Origin of the sequence: Paenibacillus sp. FSL R7-0163 (genome assembly GCF_037969975.1) — a bacterium.
Taxonomy (GTDB): Bacteria; Bacillota; Bacilli; order Paenibacillales; family Paenibacillaceae; genus Paenibacillus_AQ; species Paenibacillus_AQ odorifer.
Genome location: NZ_CP150224.1, coordinates 1,217,882 through 1,240,029 on the forward strand (window position 1 = coordinate 1,217,882; position 22,148 = coordinate 1,240,029).

Annotated in this window: 20 protein-coding genes and 1 riboswitch; of the genes, 16 read left to right on the forward strand and 4 right to left on the reverse strand. The window is 45.4% G+C overall.

Annotated elements, in window-relative coordinates:
* Positions 1-7: 7 nt before the first annotated feature.
* Positions 8-676 carry a uracil-DNA glycosylase gene (gene ung / locus NST45_RS05200; protein ID WP_036683009.1) on the forward strand — a complete coding sequence of 223 codons (669 nt, stop codon included), beginning with the start codon at positions 8-10 and terminating at the stop codon, positions 674-676.
* A gap of 30 nt (positions 677-706) precedes the next feature.
* Positions 707-1,111 (forward strand): hypothetical protein, encoded by a 405-nt coding sequence (locus NST45_RS05205; RefSeq protein ID WP_036683006.1) that lies wholly within the window; start codon positions 707-709, stop codon positions 1,109-1,111.
* 110 nt (positions 1,112-1,221) lie between these two features.
* Here the strand turns inward: NST45_RS05205 and NST45_RS05210 are convergent, their stop codons facing one another.
* Together NST45_RS05210 and NST45_RS05215 are read right to left on the reverse strand one after the other, a co-directional pair.
* Positions 1,222-2,331 (reverse strand): AI-2E family transporter, encoded by a 1,110-nt coding sequence (locus NST45_RS05210; protein WP_036683003.1) that lies wholly within the window; start codon positions 2,329-2,331, stop codon positions 1,222-1,224.
* 191 nt (positions 2,332-2,522) lie between these two features.
* Positions 2,523-2,795, reverse strand: coding sequence for a hypothetical protein (locus NST45_RS05215; RefSeq protein ID WP_036683002.1), 273 nt, complete (start codon positions 2,793-2,795; stop codon positions 2,523-2,525).
* Positions 2,796-3,046: 251 nt separating this feature from the next.
* Between NST45_RS05215 and NST45_RS05220 the strand changes: the two genes are divergently transcribed.
* From NST45_RS05220 to NST45_RS05240, 5 genes are all read left to right on the forward strand, one after another.
* Complete coding sequence (locus NST45_RS05220; protein ID WP_305953507.1) at positions 3,047-3,811, forward strand: DeoR/GlpR family DNA-binding transcription regulator; 765 nt, start codon at positions 3,047-3,049, stop codon at positions 3,809-3,811.
* A gap of 117 nt (positions 3,812-3,928) precedes the next feature.
* Positions 3,929-4,840 (forward strand): 1-phosphofructokinase, encoded by a 912-nt coding sequence (gene pfkB, locus NST45_RS05225; RefSeq protein ID WP_038572588.1) that lies wholly within the window; start codon positions 3,929-3,931, stop codon positions 4,838-4,840.
* Positions 4,841-4,878: 38 nt separating this feature from the next.
* Complete coding sequence (locus tag NST45_RS05230; protein WP_038572586.1) at positions 4,879-6,807, forward strand: fructose-specific PTS transporter subunit EIIC; 1,929 nt, start codon at positions 4,879-4,881, stop codon at positions 6,805-6,807.
* A 176-nt stretch (positions 6,808-6,983) separates the two neighbouring features.
* The gene (locus NST45_RS05235) at positions 6,984-7,484 is read left to right on the forward strand and encodes a Crp/Fnr family transcriptional regulator (RefSeq protein WP_036682996.1); all 501 of its coding nucleotides are present in this window, start codon (positions 6,984-6,986) and stop codon (positions 7,482-7,484) included.
* Positions 7,485-7,799: 315 nt separating this feature from the next.
* The gene (locus NST45_RS05240; protein ID WP_036682994.1) at positions 7,800-8,471 is read left to right on the forward strand and encodes a YitT family protein; all 672 of its coding nucleotides are present in this window, start codon (positions 7,800-7,802) and stop codon (positions 8,469-8,471) included.
* Positions 8,472-8,726: 255 nt separating this feature from the next.
* On the opposite strand, the gene NST45_RS05245 is transcribed toward NST45_RS05240, so the two are convergent.
* A complete protein-coding gene (locus tag NST45_RS05245) occupies positions 8,727-9,623 on the reverse strand; it encodes a rhodanese-related sulfurtransferase (protein ID WP_036682991.1) in 897 nt (298 codons plus the stop codon).
* 302 nt (positions 9,624-9,925) lie between these two features.
* Between NST45_RS05245 and NST45_RS05250 the strand changes: the two genes are divergently transcribed.
* Entirely contained in the window at positions 9,926-10,720 is a 795-nt protein-coding gene (locus NST45_RS05250; RefSeq protein WP_038572584.1) for a TIGR00266 family protein, read from the forward strand.
* A gap of 648 nt (positions 10,721-11,368) precedes the next feature.
* On the opposite strand, the gene NST45_RS05255 is transcribed toward NST45_RS05250, so the two are convergent.
* Positions 11,369-12,247, reverse strand: a complete 879-nt coding sequence (locus NST45_RS05255) for a hypothetical protein (protein WP_339825103.1) — start codon at positions 12,245-12,247, stop codon at positions 11,369-11,371.
* 421 nt (positions 12,248-12,668) lie between these two features.
* Here NST45_RS05255 and NST45_RS05260 point away from each other — a divergent pair, with 421 nt between their 5' ends.
* The 8 genes from NST45_RS05260 (at position 12,669) to metE (ending at position 22,080) form a co-directional block, all read left to right on the forward strand.
* The gene (locus NST45_RS05260; RefSeq protein ID WP_076141647.1) at positions 12,669-13,115 is read left to right on the forward strand and encodes an NlpC/P60 family protein; all 447 of its coding nucleotides are present in this window, start codon (positions 12,669-12,671) and stop codon (positions 13,113-13,115) included.
* Between the two features lie 162 nt (positions 13,116-13,277).
* Positions 13,278-13,979 carry a response regulator transcription factor gene (locus tag NST45_RS05265; protein WP_038572574.1) on the forward strand — a complete coding sequence of 234 codons (702 nt, stop codon included), beginning with the start codon at positions 13,278-13,280 and terminating at the stop codon, positions 13,977-13,979.
* Positions 13,976-14,983 (forward strand): sensor histidine kinase, encoded by a 1,008-nt coding sequence (locus NST45_RS05270; RefSeq protein ID WP_036682982.1) that lies wholly within the window; start codon positions 13,976-13,978, stop codon positions 14,981-14,983. Before NST45_RS05265 ends, NST45_RS05270 begins: the two co-directional genes overlap by 4 nt.
* A gap of 85 nt (positions 14,984-15,068) precedes the next feature.
* Positions 15,069-15,839 carry an ABC transporter ATP-binding protein gene (locus tag NST45_RS05275; RefSeq protein WP_036682980.1) on the forward strand — a complete coding sequence of 257 codons (771 nt, stop codon included), beginning with the start codon at positions 15,069-15,071 and terminating at the stop codon, positions 15,837-15,839.
* Positions 15,814-17,763, forward strand: a complete 1,950-nt coding sequence (locus NST45_RS05280; RefSeq protein WP_076098617.1) for an FtsX-like permease family protein — start codon at positions 15,814-15,816, stop codon at positions 17,761-17,763. Before NST45_RS05275 ends, NST45_RS05280 begins: the two co-directional genes overlap by 26 nt.
* Positions 17,764-17,781: 18 nt before the next feature.
* Entirely contained in the window at positions 17,782-18,405 is a 624-nt protein-coding gene (locus NST45_RS05285; protein WP_036682974.1) for a DedA family protein, read from the forward strand.
* 50 nt (positions 18,406-18,455) lie between these two features.
* Positions 18,456-19,316, forward strand: a complete 861-nt coding sequence (locus NST45_RS05290) for an undecaprenyl-diphosphate phosphatase (RefSeq protein WP_036682972.1) — start codon at positions 18,456-18,458, stop codon at positions 19,314-19,316.
* Positions 19,317-19,415: 99 nt separating this feature from the next.
* Positions 19,416-19,622, forward strand: a riboswitch (cobalamin riboswitch).
* A gap of 154 nt (positions 19,623-19,776) precedes the next feature.
* Positions 19,777-22,080, forward strand: a complete 2,304-nt coding sequence (gene metE / locus NST45_RS05295) for a 5-methyltetrahydropteroyltriglutamate--homocysteine S-methyltransferase (RefSeq protein WP_076104363.1) — start codon at positions 19,777-19,779, stop codon at positions 22,078-22,080.
* Positions 22,081-22,148 lie beyond the last annotated feature (68 nt).

Genomic DNA, 22,148 nt, shown 5'->3' on the forward strand with positions numbered 1-22,148 from the left:
TTTGGGGATGTTTGGCAACGATTGGGATGAGGTATTGCAGGATGAAATGCAAAAGCCTTATTTTTTAAAATTAATGGATGTACTAACAGAAGAATATAAGGAACATACCGTTTATCCGCCAAAAGAATTATTGTTCACAGCATTAAAACTAACGCCTTATAAGGAGACTCGTGTAGTTATTTTAGGTCAAGATCCTTATCATGGTCCCGGACAAGCTCACGGACTAAGCTTCTCTGTCAATCCGGGGGTACGTATCCCTCCGTCACTGCGCAATATTTATGCAGAGCTGAAGGAGGACGTCGGTGTGCCTGTTCCAAACCACGGCTCTTTATTGCACTTAGCAGAGCAGGGAGTGTTGTTGCTGAACACCGTACTGACGGTACGTGAGGGTGAGGCGGGTTCACATAAAGGTCTGGGCTGGGAGACATTCACAGACACCATAATGCAAAAGCTGAATGAAAGAACTACGCCCATGGTATTTATATTATGGGGGAGTCATGCGCAGAAAAAAGGTGCTTTCATCGACCAAAGCCGGCATAAGGTGCTGCAATCACCTCATCCAAGCCCTCTCTCGTCGCATCGTGGATTCTTTGGCAGTCGTCCGTTTTCGAAGGCCAATCAATTTCTAGAGTCGCAGGGTATGGAAGGAATAGATTGGTTCATTCCGGACTTATAATTTATGGAGTGATGCGAAGGGGAGGTAGCTATGAAGCATTGGGTAGGTAAACCCGTTATAATGTACTGCGGAGAGAAACCTTATACCATTATGAAGGGAATCCTGCGCAAATGGGACCTTTCCGCATCGGTGGCGGTCATTGGCCATCAGGAAATTGCTGTGCCGTTTCGGGATATTGTTGTTATTAAGGCTCTGGCTCCAAAAGAAAGAGCGCTGCCTCCAGTTCTCCATTCCGTGGGTTATGTGATGAGGGATCGGCAGCAATTTGACAATGCAGTGTATTTTAAATCGGCGGTCAGCGTCTGGAAAGAGGATCAGCTTATTGCCTTTAATACGATTATTACCTCACATACGAAAGGTTCAGTTACACTTCAGAACGGCCAAAACCTGATGAAGGGCAATCACATCTTTGTAGTTCGTTCTTTACGAGGGTGATTTCAGGAACCTGTAAAGAATAAAAAAGGGTACGACTCCGAGTGATTGGAGACGTACCCTTTTTTATTTTATAGTTAAGCTCCGCCCGTTCACGAAGTAGATCACAACCGTTATAGCTCCTCTTTTTTGATAGGCTCAGCTTCATCTTTACGGTCTGCAATAATAATCTCATACACACGCAGGAAAACAATTTTTATAATCATATAAACAGGGAGCGCAATAAGAACTCCGATAATACCGTAGAAGTCTCCACCTATAAGGACAAGGATGACCGTAGTCAGTGGATGAACATCCAATGATTTTCCGTAAATAATCGGTGAGAGTACATTATCCTGGATCTGCTGGGCAATGAAAATTATGACTAGAGACCATATGGCCATCGTCGGTGATTCAATGAAACCTACTATTATTACCGGAATCGCTGCTAAGAATGAACCCACATATGGAATGAAGTTAAGAGGCACTGAAATTACGGCGAGCAACAGGGAGTAAGGCAGTCCGATGATAAGGAATCCTATATATAACATAATACCGAGTACGACATTTAGCACCACACGTGTGACGATGAAGCTGCTTAAGGCGCTGTCGATATCTCCAAGCATCTCTTGGCCTTCCTTCCGATATTTTCTCGGAATTAAGCCTTGAAGTTTAGGCGATAGCTTATAGTCATCTTTTAGCATGTAGTACAGAATGATGGGCAAAGTGGCGATTAACACTACAATGCTGGAAACAACGCCAATCAAATTGGACATGGAATTGGTAACCCAGGTAATAGTATCGCTAAGAAATTCTGATAAACGGGCCGCGACGTCAGAATCCCCTTTGAAAAAACGGGACAGTGTCGGATTCTCCCTCAATGCATTGAACTGATCCTGCAAACCTTGCACGAGGTAGGGAGTGTTATCAATAAAGTTCTGAATTTGTTCTTGCAGTGTCGGCCAGACTAGAATCCAGAAGAGAACGAACAAGCCCGCAATCAGAAAATAAATGAGCAGGATGGAGAACGCCCGGTTTAATTTTCTTTTCTCTAGGATTCTTACTAACGGACGCAGCAGGTAGTACATAAACCCTGATAACATCATGGGAACAAGTAATAATTTGAAAATGGCACCTAGTGGCGCGAAGAGAAACATTACTTTGGAGCCTAAGTACAAAATCAGTAAAAAGGCGATAATAGCAAGGCTTGTCCGAAAATACTTCTGTTGTGGCAATAAAAACATCCCCCAAAATTCAAATTTATATCTATGTAGTTTAATAACCCTAATTTACAAGTATTGATTCAAAAGCGTGTAATTCCTTATAGGTAGTTCTTGGCATACCCATATAGAGGTTCTAGTTACAAAGGTTACGCCAAGTAAAAAGATCGCAATATAACAAGGGTATATCACTACTTCGCTGCTTTTTTCGTGGATTATCTTGACTTTCGTTTATGAGATTTTCTAGTGGATAAAGTGAAGATTTCAGGAACTACCTCCTCGCCTCCAGTTTCTTTGGTAACTTGTCTTGCTTTAACAAGAGATAAAAAGGAAAAAATCTCACCTAATGCTACAAGTCCAGCTGCGATGATCTCATAATCCTCAGCGCTAAGTTCTGCGGATTCCACTGGATTAGTGTTATTGGTGGTCCCATTCTTATTAGCATTGCTGTTACCGTTATTTCTCCCACGGTTTCTTCCATTGGCCATTTCTGATCACCCGCTTTTCCCGGTATGTATTATTAATATGTTATAAATGCCGTATATGAGATAGGCAATTGGGATGTAATTTTGCACTGTCTCTTTTTAGCACTTTACATAGGATGAAAACGCTGTTAAAATCATAAACGAGCACAAACGATCAATAACGGTCACATATAATCAATTAACGGTCAAGAAAATTCATAGATGAGCGCAAGGAATTGCACAGGTCGCGCTCTCACATAAAGGAGCGAGCCACGATGATGTTTGAGGAAGAGAGAAAACAAAAAATCGTGCTTTTTGTGGAAAAAAACTCAAGAGCTTCTGTACAGGAGCTAAGTCAGGAAATGGGCGTATCCGAGTCTACTGTGCGCCGTGATCTGAAGGAGCTGGAAGAAGCCAAGCTATTAAAGCGTACTCATGGCGGAGCGGTTTCCTTGCAGAGTGTCAATTTTGAGGCGGCTTATCCTGATAAGGAAGATCATTTATTGGATGAGAAGCAACGGATTGCCCGCAAGGCAGTGGAGATGATTCAGGAGGGTGACGCTATACTGCTTGATGCAGGAACAACAACACTGCAGATTGCCAGAGAGCTGAAGAACTTTTCGAATATCAAAGTCATTACGAACTCGATTATGGCGCTGAATGAGCTGCGGGATTGCCGCAATATCGAAGTCTCAATTACAGGTGGTATGCTTCGCCCGGATACGATGGCTTTTGTTGGACCGATGACAGAACGTTCCTTAGATATGGTGAGAGTGGATAAAACTTTTCTTGCTACTAATGGACTGGATTTGCGGGAAGGCATCACAACCCCGAACATGTTAGAGGCAGCTACAAAACGCAAAATGATCGCAGTCGCCAAGCAAGTTATTCTACTGGCAGATCACAGTAAGCTGGGGCAGGTATCCTTTAGCAAAGTTGCTGATGTGACGGAAATGGATCATTGCATTATAGATTCAGGAGCGTCTGACAAATTCATCCGTGAGATCACGCAATTGGGTGTGGATTTCACGCTGGTATAAATTCTATATAGGATAAGCAATTATGAATTACCGTGTGATCGTTTGGAGAAATTACAGATGCCGTATTTTTGATCGGTAATCTATGGCTTAGAAAACCAACATAATTGAGGGATAATCATGATCTATACTGTAACGCTTAATCCTTCCATTGATTATATCGTGGAAGTGGAAGATTTGAGACTGGGTGACTTGAACCGGATGAAACGTGATTTGAAGCTTCCCGGAGGGAAGGGGATTAACGTATCCCGAGTGCTTAAACAGCTTGGGGTTCAGAATAAGGCTATGGGATTCCTTGGCGGCTTCACCGGCCGATATATTGAGGATTGGTTACACGAAGAATCAATTTCAAGCGATTTCGTGTTTGTTTCTGATGATACGCGGATTAACATCAAGCTCAAGCATGGAGAAGAAACGGAGATTAACGGTGTTGGACCCGCCATTCTTGATCCGGAAGCCGATGCACTATTGCAAAAGCTGGCTGCTCTGAACGCGGAGGATGTAGTGATTTTGTCGGGAAGCGTTCCCCCATCACTGGGTGCAGATTTCTATGACAAGCTTATATCTGTGTGCAAACAGAGTGGAGCGGAATTCGTCATTGACACTACTGGTGCTGCACTTCAAAAAGCGCTGGCGTATCAGCCATTGCTGGTTAAACCGAACCATCATGAGCTTGCAGAGCTATTCGGCGTAACAATAGACACGAGGGAAGAGATTATTACTTATGGACGCAAGCTGCTGGATGCAGGAGCGAAACATGTACTGGTTTCCATGGCGGGTGAAGGGGCTTTGTTCATTACGGAGCAAGGGGTATACCACGCCAACGCACCAAAAGGTAAAGTGAAAAATTCTGTAGGTGCAGGGGATTCCATGATCGCTGGTTTTGTAGGGACACTGTCTTTGACAGGAGACTTGTTGGAGGCGTTCCGTGCAGGCGTTGCCTCGGGTAGTGCAACCGCATTCTCTGATGATTTAGCGGACAGAGAATTCATTGAACAGCTGAGACCGCTGATCCAAATCTCAGAAGTGTAAGCCGACAGCATTCAAAGTACTTAAGGGAGTTGAACATGATGAAAATAACGGATTTAATGATAAAAGAAACTATGATCATGGATCTAAAAGCTACAACTAAGGAAGCTGCAATTGATGAATTGATTGCAAGTCTTGCTGCTAGTGGCCGAATTAATGATCCGATCCTTTTTAAAGAGATGATTCTGAAGCGCGAAGAGCAATCCAGTACTGGGATTGGTGGCGGTATCGCGATGCCGCACGCTAAGACTAAAGCGGTAAATGAAGCGACGGTTGTATTTGCTAAGAGCGCAAAGGGAGTGGAGTTTGAATCCCTTGATGATGAGCCAGCACGTATCTTCTTTATGATTGCCGCTCCAGAAGGAGCAGGCAATATGCATCTTCGTACACTGGCCTCATTGTCCAGACTACTGATCGATAGCGAGTTCATTGAACAGCTTATGAATACTCAGACTCCGGATGAGGTATCAGCTTTGTTTGATGCCAAGCAGGCGGAAGGCGAAGCTAAGGAGAAAGAGAACGAAGCCGCTGAAACTGCCGCAAAGTCAGAGCCTGAACGTGTAATCGTGGGCAACCCGGATTCCCAAGCTTTTGTCGTAGCTGTAACTGCTTGTCCTACAGGCATTGCGCACACTTTTATGGCTGAAGATGCCCTTAAGAAAAAAGCTCTAGAAATGGGAGTTAATATCCGTGTAGAGACGAATGGTTCAGAAGGGGCCAAAAACGTACTCACCCCTGATGAGATTCGGCGTGCAAGCGGTGTAATTGTTGCAGCTGATAAAAAGGTGGAAATGGCCCGTTTTGACGGTAAACCTGTACTGCAAAGACCGGTAAGTGATGGCATCCGTAAGTCGGAAGAGCTTATTCGTAAAGCTATGAATGGGGAAGCGCCGATCTATCACAATGAAGGTCGCGGTGGCAATGACGAAGGGTCTAAAGAGAAATCTGGCAGTATCGGCAGTAAAATATATAAGGACTTAATGAATGGGATCTCCCACATGCTTCCGTTTGTAGTCGGTGGCGGTATTCTGCTAGCAATCTCCTTCCTGATTGAACAAGTAGGTGGAGCAGATCATCCGCTGTTCCAGTTACTGCAGACAATCGGTGGCGGAGATGGTGCCTTCCATTTCCTAATTCCAGTCCTTGCTGGATTTATAGCGCTTAGCATTGGTGATCGTCCGGCTCTGATGCCAGGTATGGTTGGGGGCTACATGGCCTTGAATTCCAATGCTGGGTTCCTCGGCGGGCTGGCTGCTGGTTTCTTGGCGGGTTATGTAATTATCGGACTACGTAAAGTATTTGCAGGTCTGCCTAAAACACTTGACGGACTGAAGCCGATCCTGTTATACCCGGTATTCGGGCTTCTAATTACCGGTGGATTGATGTATTACCTGTTCGATCCGGTCTTTAGCTGGATCAATGTCGGACTGATCGATTGGCTTAATGATCTTGGAACTGTTAATGCTGTTATTCTGGGCCTGGTTCTCGGTGGCATGATGGCCATAGATATGGGTGGACCTTTCAATAAAGCTGCTTATACTTTTGCCATCGGTGTATTCACTACCAGTGGCAATACCAACGGCTTCATGATGGCTGCTGTAATGGCGGGGGGGATGGTACCTCCACTTGCAATAGCACTGGCTTCTACTTTCTTTAAGAATAAATTCACGGAAGAAGAACGTAAATCAGGCTTAACGAACTATGTGCTGGGCTTATCGTTCATTACAGAAGGGGCCATTCCATTCGCCGCAGCCGATCCGCTTCGTGTCCTAACCTCTTGTATTCTTGGTTCGGCCGTTGCTGGAGGTCTTACACAGCTTTGGAATATCAACGTGCCGGCTCCGCATGGCGGGATCTTTGTAGCTGCCCTTTCAAGCCACGCGCTGTTGTTCCTGTTGGCTGTTCTGATCGGTTCGGTCATCTCCGGATTGATGCTCGGATTATGGAAGAAACCGCTTGAAGCAAAGTAACTTTATAAGTAAATTGAACTGCTGGGTGCCAGAATTTTCATTCTGGTGTCCAGCAGTTTTTGCATGGACTTTAATCTACCCCTTTCCTCGCCCATAGGTAGATTTATCTCCATAAATGAGGTTTAATTTTATATAATTGAAAATATATATAATCAGAAGGAAAAGGAGCGAGCGAGATGATATTACATAAGGGGGAAGTCTTGTTCCGCCAAGGAGACAGCTGTGATTTTTTATTTAAAGTAAAAAGCGGGCTGTTCAAGGTCACAAGACTTCATGAGAATGGGAACATGGTGTTATTTAACATCCTGTATCCTGGTGAGATGGTTCCCCATCATTCACTCATTTCGCCAAAGGAGGCGCATGGAACGGCAGTTGCGATGATGAAGAGCGAGGTGGAGGCAGTTCCATCAGCAGAATGGTATCAACAGCTGCGGGATGATCCTGGTCAAGCGATGGAAATCGCCAGACTGCTTCAGGAGAAGGTACGGTTTATGCAAACACGGCTGGATCATCTTACTGTAGGTACACCTGCAGAACGTATGGAATTGCTAACCCGCTGGTTTAATGACTATTCTCATGGCGCAGCGCTAACAGAGTTATTGACCCAGGAAGAAATAGGGCAATTGATCGGTGTAAGACGTGAAACAATCAACCGTTTGCTGCGGAGTACAGAGTGATTCCTGCTTTTTTCTGGCAAACTGTTTAGAGTAGGGTGGCTCCGTGGTATAATGTAAACAGAACTTATCAAATTAGAGAAAGGATCAGGATACCATGTGTCCCCGAAGGACGATTCCCCAAAGGACGATTTGGAAACGTTATGATCTGTCTTATACTTAGCTTCCCTGTAGAAGGTGCGTAAACCGTTGTTACTTGACGAACCGCCTCTGCGAGGGGAAGGAGTATATATATGCGAAGGAGCAATACCTCCGGTTTTACCCGTCGTAGAGGTTGGTGGGACGTCTAGCCGCCATATACGATAAGGGGAGACCTGTATGAGGAACCACAATTACGGAGTGAATGTACTGCTCCGATTGACAGTCATTTTGTTTGGAACATTTTTGCTTGCATTTACTTATTATCACATCAATTTTCAGAATCATTTGTCAGAGGGCGGATTCGTAGGATTATCGCTGCTCGGCAAATACGTATTAGGAATTTCACCTTCGATTTCAACTCTGCTTCTAGACGTTCCAGTACTCTTGATAGCATGGATGTTCAAAGGGAAAGCGTTCGTGTGCAACACTTTTGTTTCTGTAGGAGCTTTTACAATCTTCTATGGTCTCATGGAACGTTATTCCGGTTTGGTCATCAACTTGCAGGACAATTTGGCATTAGCAGCTCTTTTGTCCGGCGTACTGACAGGTTTAGGAGCGGGAATTATCCTGCGGAGTGGCGGGGCTAGCGGTGGAGACGATATTTTGTCGCTGCTGGTTAGTGAATGGAAGGGAATCAAAGTAGGTACGGTATTCATCATGATGGATGTAATCGTTCTGGCACTATCACTCTTTTATATGCCTGTTAAAGAAACGATGTATACAGTGATGGCTGTAGTCGTAGCTGGCTATGTAATCACTTTTACAACCTCTTTAGGCAAACCAAAGCTAGTGAAGTCGCCAAAGATTCAATCTACTTTGCGTAAACCTCATGATGGTACGGTAATGTGAATAAGGCTGTATAAACAGCTTATTTCGGGGATATACTACATTTAAGGTCAGCCAGAATTTCTGGTTGACTTTTTTTTGTTGGATATGACGTATTTTTAAAGGGTGCAGTCCCTAGGGGCGTTGTTCGGACGTTTCGCTCATAACAAAAGGTGGCGTACAGTGAAAATCCTGTACGCCACCTTTTAGTTAACTTAAGACTCACTTGTGCTCGTCTTTGAATCGTGTAGAGACATTTGCAACCAGCTTGTCTTTTATTTAGCCCACGGTATTCGTGATAGCTTCGCATTCGTCCGAACAATGACCACTGTGCTGTGTTTCACAGTCCTCACAGCAAATATGCTGAAGATGACAAGCATCATTGGCGCAATTGATAAATTGGTCAGCTGGCTGACCGCAGTGATGGCAACGTCCGACAACGATATCCTCATCGGTATGATTAATCTGTACGGAGATCCGCTCATCGAAAACATAACATTTTCCATCAAACAGTTGGCCCTGCACCTCAGGGTCTTTACCATAAGTCACAATGCCGCCATCCAACTGGTACACCTGCTCAAAGCCTTCCTTCATCATAAACCCGCTTAATTTCTCGCAGCGGATCCCGCCTGTACAGTAGGTCAGGATTGGTTTATCCTTAAGGTCGCTCATATTCTCGCGAATCCAGTCCGGGAATTCTTTGAAGCTGTCTACTTCGGGGCGGATGGAGCCGCGGAAATGACCAAGATCGAATTCGTAGCCGGTACGACCATCCAGAATCACCACATCGTCGCGCTGCATCATTTCGTAGAAATCTTTAGGCGCCAGATGCTCTCCGGTAATCACGTTAGGGTCCAGTTCATCCTCGACCCGGAACGTCACGAGTTCCTTTTTATAACGAACGAAGATCTTTTTGAAGGCATGAGCATCAGCCTCATCGATCTTGAAGACGATATCGCTAAACAGAGGGTTTGCGCGCAAATCCTTCATGTATTGCTCGGTTTGGGCAACCGTACCTGATAGTGTTCCGTTAATGCCTTCATCAGAAATGAGAATTCGTCCCTTTACATCAAGCTCTTTGCAGTAAGCCAAATGCTCCTGGGCGAATAGTTCTGCATCCGGCACTTTTACAAATTTATAGTATAGCAGAATTGCATATTCCGATTGTGGATTCATTCATTTCACCTTTATCATTAGAATTAGACTACTAAATAAACATTTAAGTATAAAAAGTATTGTAACATATTATCAAGTATTGACAAGAGATGTGGTACAGTAACCTGAAGAAAGCTGGTATAAATATCATTTTTCAGGGATACCAGGATTAAGGTCAGCCAGAACCTCTGGTTGATTTTTTCTGCAGGATATAGGCGGTTTTCATGGATAGTTATGATTAGCGAAACCGTGAATCGCAACGCACGTATATATTTTCATTCATAAGTCACATGATGACTTTAATTATAAGGAGGAACTGCGGGATGAGTGCTCATGAGATTGATTATGCCATTATGGGTGAGGAAATACAGTGTGTAGAGGTGCAGCTTGACCCAGGAGAGAGTGTAATTGCCGAAGCCGGGAGCTTCATGATGATGGATCAGGAAATAACAATGGAGACGATATTTGGTGACGGCAGCGGAGGCTCGCGTGGAAGTGGCTTGATGGGGAAGCTGATGGGCGCGGGCAAACGTCTGTTGACAGGTGAAAGCTTGTTTATGACTGTCTTCACACACAGTGGTTCTTATGGGCGTAAAAGTGTTACCTTTGCTGCTCCGTACCCAGGCAAAATCATCCCGCTCGACTTGCAGCAATACGGTGGAAAAATCATCTGTCAAAAGGATTCGTTCCTTTGCGCGGCAAAGGGCGTTTCAATCGGTATTGAATTTCAGCGTAAGCTGGGTACTGGCTTTTTTGGTGGGGAAGGTTTTATTATGCAAAAGCTGGAGGGTGATGGACTTTCATTTGTACACTCTGGCGGTTATGTTATGGAACGCACACTTCAACCGGGAGAGACGCTTAAGCTGGACACTGGCTGTCTAGTCGCTATGACGTCTTCGGTGGATTACAATATTGAGTTTGTAAAAGGGGTCAAAACCGCGCTGTTCGGCGGTGAAGGCCTGTTCTTCGCAACGTTGCGCGGACCCGGCAAGGTGTGGGTACAATCGCTGCCATTCAGCCGAATGGCCGATCGCATCCTGTCCGCTGCCGGCAACAGCGGTCGGAAAGAAGAAGGAAGCGTGCTTGGTGGGCTTGGTAATTTGCTGGATGGCAGATAAGTCTGCGTGAGCGCATTGCATAGTGTGGAAGTAGAGGATATATGGAATGTGGAGTGAGCGTGGAATTGCTGAGCATATGAGGCAAAGAGCGTATGAGATGTGGAGTGAGCGTGGAATTGCTGAGCATATGAGGCAAAGAGCGCGCGAAATGTGGAGTGAGCGTGGAAATGCTGAACATATGAGGCAAAGAGCGCGCGGAATATGGTGAGCGTGGAAAGCATATGAAGCAAAGAACGTACGAAATGTGGAGTGAGCGTGGAAATACTGAGTATATGAGGCAAAGAGCGCGCGAAATGTGGAGTGAGCGTGGAAATAGTGAGCATATGAGGCAAAGAGCGTACGAAATGTGGAGTGAGCGTGGAATTGCTGAACATATGTAGCAAAGAGCGTACGAAATGTGGAGCATACGAGGTATACAACATTACAAGAGGACGCATCGTTTCAGCGGTGGTGCTATATTGGGATGGTGAAACAAGGGCAGAAATGCCCTTGTTTTGCTGTAAAGGTTTAGTATCGCGCGAAAGAAGGGCAAAATTGCCCTTGATTTACTTCGAATTAGCTAGTGTGGCACGAAAGAAGGGCGAAAGTACCTTTGATTTGCTCGAATGAGCTAGTGTGACGCGAAAGAAGGGTAAAAGTGCCTTTGATTTACTCGATACTGCCAAATGAACGGTATAAATCCCGTAGAATAGAGCCGATCGAGCACCTATAGCCAAATGTACGGTATAAATCCCGTAGAATGGAGCCGATTGAGCACATATAGCCAAATGAACGGTATAAATCCCGTAGAATGGAGCCGACGGAGCACCTATAGCCAAATGAACGGTATAAATCCCGTAGAATGGAGCCGATGGAGCACATATATCCAAATGTACGGTATAAATCCCGCAGAATGGAGCCGACGGAGCACCTACGGCTATATGAACGGTATAAATCCCGTAGAATGGAGCCGATGGAGCACATATAGCCAAAAGAGCGGCACAAATCCCGTAGAATGGAGCTGACGGAGCACCTATAGCCAAATGAACGGTATAAATCCCGTAGAATGGAGCCGATGGAGCGTATACGGTCAGATGTACGGTATAAATCCCGTAGAATGGAGCCGATGGAGCGTATACGGTCAGATGTACGGTATAAATCCCGTAGAATGGAACCGACGGAGCACATTAAGCCAAATGTACGGTATAAATCCCGTAGAATGGAGCCGACGGAGCACATATAGCCAAATGTACGGTATAAATCCCGTAGAATGGAGCCGTTGGAGCACATATAGCCAAATGTACGGTATAAATCCCGTAGAATGGAGCCGACGGAGCACATATAGCCAAATGAACGGTATAAATCCCGTAGAATGGAGCCGACGGAGCACATATAGCCAAATGTACGGTATAAATCCCGTAGAATAGAGCCGATCGAGCGTATACGGTCAAATGTACGGTATAAATCCCGTAGAATGGAGCGGATGGAGTAGTTGCGGCCAAAGGAGCGGTATAATCCCATAGAATAGAGCCGATCGAGCGTATACATCTCTATAAGCGCTATATATCCACAGATAAGTTACTTCAACAAGCAATAAGTTACTTATGTTCGATGGGATATCAACGTTCGGCGTCTGCAATATCAACTCTAAATTGTCCTCCACTACCGTTATCGCTACCACCGCTGCCACCACCACTACCGTTATCGCTGCCACCGCTACCTCGCTACCACCACTGCCACCACCACTACTGTATTCTTAAACCAATTTATAGTTTGTTAAAGCCGTAATGGGCTATGCTCATTTACGGTTTTTTATGTTTTTGTAAGTAATGGTTGGCCGAAGTAGATGACCACTCAGGTAGGATTGGGATAGTTTAATTAATAACTATATAATACCAGTTCATGAGTAGCTGGTTCAGGTATGATGTGTTCAACACTAAATCGTACTTTGGAGGAATGTATATTGGTAATGGACGTGGAATTTGGCAAGGAAATTGGGAATGCTATTAGTTGGGCTAAAGAGCGGATGGGGTCGCAGGAGTATCCGCTGCGTTGTCTTGCTTTTGTTGAAGATGCATATGAAAGAAGCAATGGGATCGAAATGTGGGGAGGCAGCGATGCACGTGAATCCGCTGAGCTGTACGATGCGCACAAGAACACCGGGGCTCCGCCAGCTGGCGCGTTTGTTTTTTATGCTTGCTCAGGTTTGGTGGACGGTGAGCTTAAGGATTGGGGGCATGTAGCTTTGGCCCTTGGGAATGGCGAGGCCATTCATGCCTGGGATAAAGTAAGGATAGATCACTACATGGAAATTTGCCATCTGCAAGCTGCTCCAGGCTGGAGCCAACCAGAACTTATCGGCTGGGCACCTGTAGAGCGAGTTCTTGCCGGGATTCAGAAGAAACAATGGGACTAGTTGATATCCTCAAACATAACTTATCCAAGAACCTAGAAGGTGCCGTAAATAGGTGCTTCATGGGTTCTTTTTTCTTCCTTCTGATTTGACTAACCCTATGCACGGTGTATATATTATTTGGCAGACCCCCTTATATTGTTAAGGCTGGACCGGAGGTATGATATGTTTAAAATATTTATTATAGAAGATGACCGTGGACTTGTGGCTTTGCTGCAGGATTATTTACATAAGTTTGGATATGAAACGCAGGCGGTGAGTGATTTTGAGCGGGTCCGCACTCAGTTTGAAGCGTTCACGCCACATCTGGTGCTTCTTGATGTTAATTTACCAAAATACGATGGTTATTATTGGTGCCGCCAAATTCGCGGAATTTCAACCTGCCCTATTCTTTTTATATCTGCCCGCGATGGCAAAATGGACCAAGTAATGGCGCTGGAAAATGGAGCCGACGATTATATCACTAAGCCTTTTGATTACGAAATCGCGATGGCCAAAATCAAAAGTCAGCTGCGGCGCGCCTACGGCACCTATGCCGGAGGGAATAATGAACGCACACTGAACGTTGCGGGAATGACGCTGGATGTAGAGCGGCTAATCCTTACCCGAGGCGAAGCTAAAGTGGACTTAAGCCACACGGAAGCCAAAATACTAGATGAGCTGATGCAAAAGTCCGGAGTCATCGTTACCCGGGACAGGCTGCTCGAAAAAATCTGGGATGATCAAGCCTTCGTGGATGAAAATACATTAAATGTATATGTTACCCGTGTACGCAAAAAACTTGCTGCTCTCGCTATCACAGATGGACTACAAACCGTGCGCGGTCAAGGCTACCGTTTGATTCCGAATTGGGGGGATGAGGAATGAAGTTGTTTTTAAGGGAACAGTTCCCCCTGATCGTGGTTTATCTAGCCCAGCTAGTCCTGATCACATTAGTGTATCGGCTGGATGGAGGCAGCGGTCTGAATGTAAGTTTATATGCCGCGCTGCTCAGCACTTGTCTACTGATTGGCTACCTCGCTTACCGTTATGTCACCAATCGCACGTTCTACGAACGTTTGGAGACTACGCCCTCCTCTCTCGATGAGGCAGGTGGCCCTGCACAGGATTCTCCGCTAGCCGTAAGCTTGCGAGGTTTACTGGGGTCGCAATTCCGCCTCTACAAAAATGATTTGCACAGCTACCGCCACAAATTAGAAGAACATATTCACTTTATTAATCAATGGGTACATGGCATGAAGACGCCGTTGTCTGTCATTCATCTGATCATTCAGGATAAGGATGGCCCTCCTTTTACGGCAATTGGTGATGAACTGGATCGTCTGAAAAAAGGACTGGATACCGTGCTTTATACGGCCCGTCTGGATACTTTTGAACACGATTTCTATGTGGAACGGCTGAATTTGGAGACAATCGTGCGTGGTGTGACCTCTGAGCAGAAGCGGCTTTTTATTCGAAAAAGAGTTTTTCCAGCTATACAAATAGATGAGCAGATTACCGTAACTACGGATGAAAAATGGCTCACTTTTGTCCTTACGCAGCTGATTACGAACGCTGTACGTTATACGACTGAAGAGGGCAAACATGTTTTTTTTCAAGGGATGGTCACGGAAGATAAGCAGACTGTGCTTGAGATCCGGGATGAAGGAGTGGGCATACCAGCAGGAGATCTGCCGCGCGTGTTCGATGCATATTTTACCGGGGTGAATGGACGAACCTTCCAGGAATCTACGGGGATGGGTTTATATCTCGTGAAGCAGATCTGCGGCAAGCTTGGACATGAGGTGAGTATCCGTTCCGAAGAAGGAAGCGGGACCACCGTGCGGATTGTATTTAGGGAGCAGCATATAACAAACCTTACAAATGTGTAAGGGCATTGTAAGTTTCAGAAATAGCAGCCCATGTGTACACTTTGTATAATGAAGGCAATCCAGTCGAAAGAAGGAGAGGTAACACTTGCCCATTCTAGATGTTCATAATTTATCAAAAATATATGAGGGTAAAGTGTCCACTCAGGCGCTGAATCATATCCGCTTTTCTGTAGAAAAGGGGGAGTTCGTTGGCATAATGGGCCCATCAGGGAGCGGGAAAACAACGCTGCTCAACACGATTGCCACCATCGACCAACCGACCTCCGGTCAGATTCTGATCAACGGCCGAGATCCTAATCTGCTTAGCAGAAAAGAAAAGGCACTTTTTCGCCGTCATGAGCTAGGCTTCGTCTTTCAGCATTTTAATCTACTGGATACGCTCACTGTAGAGGAGAACATCGTATTACCTTTAACGCTTGCAGGTGCCCGTGTCCCAGAGATGGAGAGCAGGCTAAAAGAGGTCACTACCTTGCTTGGTATCGAACATTTACTGAAGAAGCGCACGTATGAGGTCTCAGGCGGACAAATGCAGCGGGCGGCTATCGCCCGGGCGATGATTCATCGTCCAGCGTTAATTTTGGCGGATGAGCCCACAGGCAATCTGGATTCCAAAGCCTCAGGGGAAGTCATGAATATGTTGACAGAGGTGAATAAGGAAGAAGGAGCTACGGTGCTGATGGTCACGCATGACGCAGTGGCTGCAAGCTTTTGCAACCGGGTCATCTTTATTAAAGACGGACGTTTCTATAGTGAAATGTACAAAGGCAGTAATAGAGGCGCTTTCTTCCAAAGTATTATTGATATGTTGTCTCTGCTTGGGGGAACCAGCCATGACCTTTCGGCAATTCGCTTATAGGAATGTAACACGTAATAAACGCAAATATGCCGCTTATTTTGTCGTCAGTGCTTTTTCGGTGATGATCTTTTTCGTGTGCGCTTTGTTTATTTACCATCCGGATATTTCAAAGAGCTTAATTTATAGTACGGCGGCTCATACGATGATGGTGGCAGAGGCAATTATTTATGTCTTTTGTTCTTTGTTCGTGCTCGTATCCGTTGGATCCTTCCTGCAGTCGCGGAAGATGGAGTTCGGAATTTTATTGATGCATGGAATGACGAAGAGACAGCTAAACACCATGGTTTTTCTGGAAAATATGATGATCGGCACCTCTGCCATCCTGACGGGTACCCTTCTCGGGTTACTTCTGGGCAAATTATTTCTGATGATCGGATCCACTTTTTTGGGAATTCCCCTGTTAACCTTTCATCTCCCATGGCAGGCACTTGTGCTTACGATCTGCAGCTTCGTGTTATTGTTTTTTCTGATATCGCTTTGCACCTTTGTTTTTATCGGCAATGAGTCACTGATGCGTCTGTTTCAGGGAGAGCGTAAGGCAGAAGAAGAACCCAAAGTATCCTTTGTATTATCTATTATTACTGCTGTATTGCTGATTAGTGGTTATTATTTGGCGGCTACTGCAAAAGCTGCTTCCGTAGAGAAAGTCATGTTTCCGGTCGTTGCAATTACGGTTATCGGGACGTATCTCTTTTATACCCAGCTAAGTATTTGTGTGGTTAAGCTGCTTAAGGACATTCGGCGCTTGTATTGGCATCGTACGAATATCATCACTTTATCGGGCTTGTCCTACCGCTGGAAAGAGAATGGCCGAATGTTTTTTATGGTGACGATTGTATCCGCAGTCTCCTTCACTTCAGTAGGGGTATTTGCATCGATACATACACTTTCCAGAGAGCTGAAATTGGATTATCCTGCAGCAGTGGGTTATGTAGCTAAAGGAAATCAGGCGGATGAACCCTTTGATCAGCATCTGAACGAAATTAAGGAAGAGCTCAAGACGCACGGACTCCCTTATGAAGCGCTTAGTATCCCGATTAAATATGCTGAGGTCGAAGCTCAGACTGGACCCGATCGCACTTTACGCCTTCCCTTGATTGCTTTTAGTGATTATAATCTCGCCCTGCAGCGTGCAGGTTTCACAACGGCTGAGCGTGCTCTGGTGGGCAACGAAGGTCTGGTGATGATTGGTTCACAGCGGGATCGCAGTTTAACAGAAGGCAGAGTAAAAGCGGTCTATTCCTTGCAGCAAGGACTTGCCATTAAAGAAATAGGTTATACCGCGCAAGTCCCCATTGCTGAATATTTATTGCCGGAGCTGGATGGTAGAGATGGCGGGGATTTTAGTGGTGTCGTGATCAGTGATGAGCTCTACAGCGCTATTGATCCCGTGCAGACGGATCTTTATACAGGTTTTTATGTAGAGGATTTTCCACAGACGGTAGGTATCGCAGATGATCTTGCCCATAAAGGCAAACAGTCCTATGAAAGTGATTCTCCGTATGCGATTGTGATCAGCGGCACGCTGTTTGAGCTTCAGAAAACATTGTATAACACAATGCTTTTTGCTTCATTGCTGGTGGGTACTGTCTTTTTTATCGCGGCAGGCAGCTTTCTTTACTTCCGGTTATATACCGATCTTGATCATGATCGCAATCAATATTCCACTTTGTCCAAGATGGGGCTTACGGATAAAGAACTCAATCGAATAGTCACAATTCAGCTCGCTCTATTGTTTTTTGTGCCGGTCGGAATAGCTATTTTACACAGTGTGTTTGCCTTTATTGCGCTTCAACGGTTGTTCTACTTATCTATCGCAACGGAGACAGGCGCGGTGTTACTCGGATATTTGGCTGTTCAAGGACTATACTTCTTTTTTATTCGCAGCCGCTATTTACGCAACCTGAAGAAGAACTTGATATGAGAAATGGGGGTAACAAGAATGCAAGCATGGATTACAGATTTTATGGAGCAGTTTGGTTACTTCGGTATTTTTCTGATGCTGGCCTTTGAAAATATATTTCCACCAATTCCTTCAGAAGTGATCCTGCCCTTTGGAGGATTTATGACCACTACGACGAGCTTAACGATCCCTGGTGTAATCATTGCTGCCACTGCTGGATCACTACTGGGTGCAGTAATTCTCTATTATATTGGCCGATTATTGGATGTGAGCCGGTTAGAGAAACTGGTTGAACGCTGGGGGGGCCTAATTCGCGTCACTAAAAAAGATATCCACAAGGCTGACGCCTGGTTTGATAAATATGGCTATTGGACTGTATTGTTTTGTCGGATGGTTCCTCTGGTCCGCAGTCTGATTTCGATTCCGGCGGGAATGTCAGGTATGAAATTTGGAGTATTTATGATCTTCACAACGATTGGCACATTGGGATGGAATTTGCTGCTTGTGCTTATTGGCGCGGCTTTGGGCGAATCCTGGGAAGACATTGCCATGTACATGGATGTGTACTCCAATGTGGTCTATGTACTAATTGCTGGCGGATTAGTTATTCTTGGGTTTCTGTACTTCCGCAAACGCAGCCGGAGAATGAACACTGAGGGCTAAGCGGGTGGAGGACTGATAATAGAAATGACTATTAAAAAGGAGGGAAACACATGGAGCTATTAACGATTATTAAAGCCATTATTTTGGGGCTTGTTGAAGGTTTAACCGAATTTGCTCCAGTATCCTCCACGGGTCATATGATTATTGTTGATGATATGTGGCTGAAATCACAGGAGTTATTTGGACAATATACGGCAAATACCTTCAAAATAGTTATTCAACTGGGTTCTATATTAGCGGTTGTTGTGATTTTTAGAAATCGATTCATTGATCTGTTGGGCTTAAGGCGTTTCAGCCGTAAGCAGTTGGATCCTGTAACAGAGAAGCTACCGCAGTTAGAGCAGGGCGGGCACCTCAAGCTGACACAGGTTCTGGTAGGGTTAGTGCCTGCAGGTGTGTTAGGTGTTCTGTTTAATGATTATATTGATGAGCATTTATTCTCTACCTCAACGGTGTTAATTGGTCTAGTGATCGGGGCTATATTAATGATTATTGCGGATCTGTTTGGGCCGAAGAAGATCAGAACTGAGAGTGTAGATCAGATTACATACAAACAGGCACTTGGTGTAGGTCTTGTACAGTGTTTTTCGTTATGGCCTGGATTTTCACGCTCGGGCTCGACGATTTCTGGTGGCGTAATCCTCGGGATGAGCCATCGTGCCGCTGCTGATTTTACGTTTATTATGGCAGTACCCATCATGGCAGGTGCCAGTCTGTTGTCACTGATGAAGAACTGGCAATATTTCACCATGGACGCGCTGCCGTTTTTTATTGCAGGCTTTATTAGTGCCTTCCTATTTGCGCTGTTATCGATGCGTTTCTTCTTAAAACTGATCAATCGTATCAAGCTCTTACCGTTTGCTATATACCGTATAATTCTTGCTGCTGTAGTATATTTCGTATTTTTCTAAGTCCGTTATAAGGAATCGATATAACAGAAGCCCCAGTAATCTATTGCAGATTGCTGGGGCTTTCACGTATGATGACATCAGATTAAGACACTCAAATGATGAATGATATCGGAGACAGGTGCTGACCGGAAAATAGTAATTCGGTAGGCTTAATAGGGAAATTCGGTTCGAAGCCGATGCGGTCCCGCCACTGTAACGGAAGAATCTCGAGCAACAGAGGTCACTGGCAATTTACTACTGCTGGGAAGACTGCTCAAGATGTTGACGCCGCTAGCCAGGAGACCTGCCTGTTTCAACAGCACTGCTTCACCTACGGAAGATAGGGAGGTGTTAGACGTTAACCATGGGTATATCATGGGCGTCTTTCCCTTTGACTTTTTTAGGGAAGGGCGCTCTTTTTTATAGGAAAGCAAGTAGTTTTGGAGTTTGAAATAAGAGATTGAAGAGGGAGTGTATCGAAATGACGAATAAGGTAAAAGTAAGCAATCTTGGATATCCGAGAATCGGAAAGAACCGCGAATGGAAAAAGGCACTGGAGGCATTCTGGCAGGGGAAAATAAATGAGGAGCAATTCCGCTCCGAAATGGCAGCAATCCAGCTGCAGCATTTGAAGACCCAGCAAGAAGCAGGAATTGAGCTTATTCCGGTAAATGATTTTACATTTTATGATCATGTGTTGGATGCGGCTGTTATGTTTGGAATCGTACCTCCACGGTATGCGTATGATGGCGGCGACATCGGGCTTGATCTTTATTTTGCAATGGCCCGTGGTAATGCTGAGGCTACTGCCTGCGAGATGACCAAATGGTTCAATACGAACTATCACTATATCGTTCCAGAGATCGGCACACAAACACCACGCCTGACTGAAAACAAACCTCTAGCGGCTTATCGTTTTGCTAAATCGCAGGCAGGGATTGAAGGTAAACCGGTACTTTTAGGTCTGTATACCTTCCTTAAGCTGTCCAAAGGTTACGCAGCGGCAGATATCGCCAAGATTGCTGCACGTTTTGTTCCAGTCTATGTTCAACTGCTACAGGAACTGAAGCAAGAAGGGGTAAGCTGGGTACAAATCGATGAGCCAGCGATTGTTACAGGCATAAGTAAAGAAGAATTAACACTGCTTAACTCGATATACACAGACATTGCCGGCTCCGTGCCGGGCTTGAATATTATTTTACAGACGTATTTTGAAGCTGCTGAGCCGCTGGAGGCACTGCTAGAGCTGCCTGTTCAAGGCTTGGGTCTTGACTTTGTGCACGATGGTGGAACGAATCTGGCTTCCATCGAACGTCTTGGCTGGCCGAAGGACAAATGGCTGGGTGCCGGAATTATTGATGGACGGAACATTTGGCGTTCCGATTTAGACGCCAAGCTGCAACTGGTAGAAAAGCTCAGCGTTCATGTACCGCTTGATCGTCTTATTCTTCAGCCTTCTTGCAGTCTGCTGCATGTCCCAGTCACCGTTCAAGGTGAAGTGAAGCTGAAGGCGACAGTTAAGAATGCGTTAGCCTTTGCCGATGAGAAGCTTAAAGAGCTTAGTCTGCTCGGAGCAGCCGTCGCAGATAAAGGAGAAGCTTCTCAAGCAGCGCTGGCCGCTAGTCGTGAAGCTATTGCAGCGTTCCGCGCACTACCTGAGCGTGGCCGTAAGGATGTGGCGGAGCAAGTGCTTGCACTTGCAGCTCTACCAGACCAACGCAGTCTGCCTTTTGCTGAGCGCTTAAAGGTGCAGCAAGAGAAATGGCAGCTTCCACTTCTGCCAACCACTACAATTGGTAGCTTTCCGCAGACAGTCGAAGTGCGCCAGGCGAGATTGAAATGGCGTAAAGGGGTCTGGAATCAGGAGCGTTATGATGGATTTGTTCGTGAGCAGATCGCGGATGCAATTACCTTCCAAGAAAAGCTAGGTCTGGATGTTCTGGTCCACGGCGAGTTCGAGCGTACAGATATGGTGGAGTTTTTCGGAGAAAAGCTGGATGGATACTTGTTTACTAGTAATGGCTGGGTTCAATCCTACGGTTCCCGTTGCGTTAAGCCGCCGGTGATCTACGCGGATATTGCATTTATACAGCCTATGACTGTTAAAGAAAGCGTCTATGCACAATCGTTGACGAAGCTTCCGGTTAAAGGAATGTTGACGGGCCCTGTTACTATCCTCAATTGGTCATTTGTACGTGATGATCTCAGCCGGGAAGAGGTAGCCAATCAAATTGCTCTTGCCCTTCGCCATGAAGTAAAAGCGTTGGAAGATGCAGGCATCGAAATGATTCAAGTGGATGAGCCGGCTATTCGTGAAGGACTTCCGCTAAAGGCAGAAGACCGTGAGCATTACCTGAACTGGGCAGTGAAGTCGTTCCGTGTTGCCACGAACCATGTGAAGGCTACGACACAAATTCATACGCATATGTGCTACAGCGAATTTAATGACATGATCGATTCAATATCGGCTATGGATGCTGATGTAATCTCCATTGAGACTTCACGTAGCCATGGTGAGCTGATTATCAGCTTTGAGGAGCAAGCCTATGATAAAGGAATCGGTCTTGGAGTGTACGACATCCATAGCCCGCGGGTTCCAGCTGTCGAAGAAATGACTGCGAATATCGATCGTGCGCTGCGGGTGCTTGACCCTGAACAGTTCTGGATTAATCCGGATTGCGGTCTGAAAACGCGTGGCTGGCAGGAGACAGAGGATGCACTACGTAACATGGTAAGAGCTGCTGCTATTGCGAGGGAAAAGACAGGGGTTATTGCTTCTAAATAGACTTAAATAAATTAGAGCCAGGGTAATTTACCCTGGCTTTTTAGTTCAATTATTTTTTTGTAATCAGC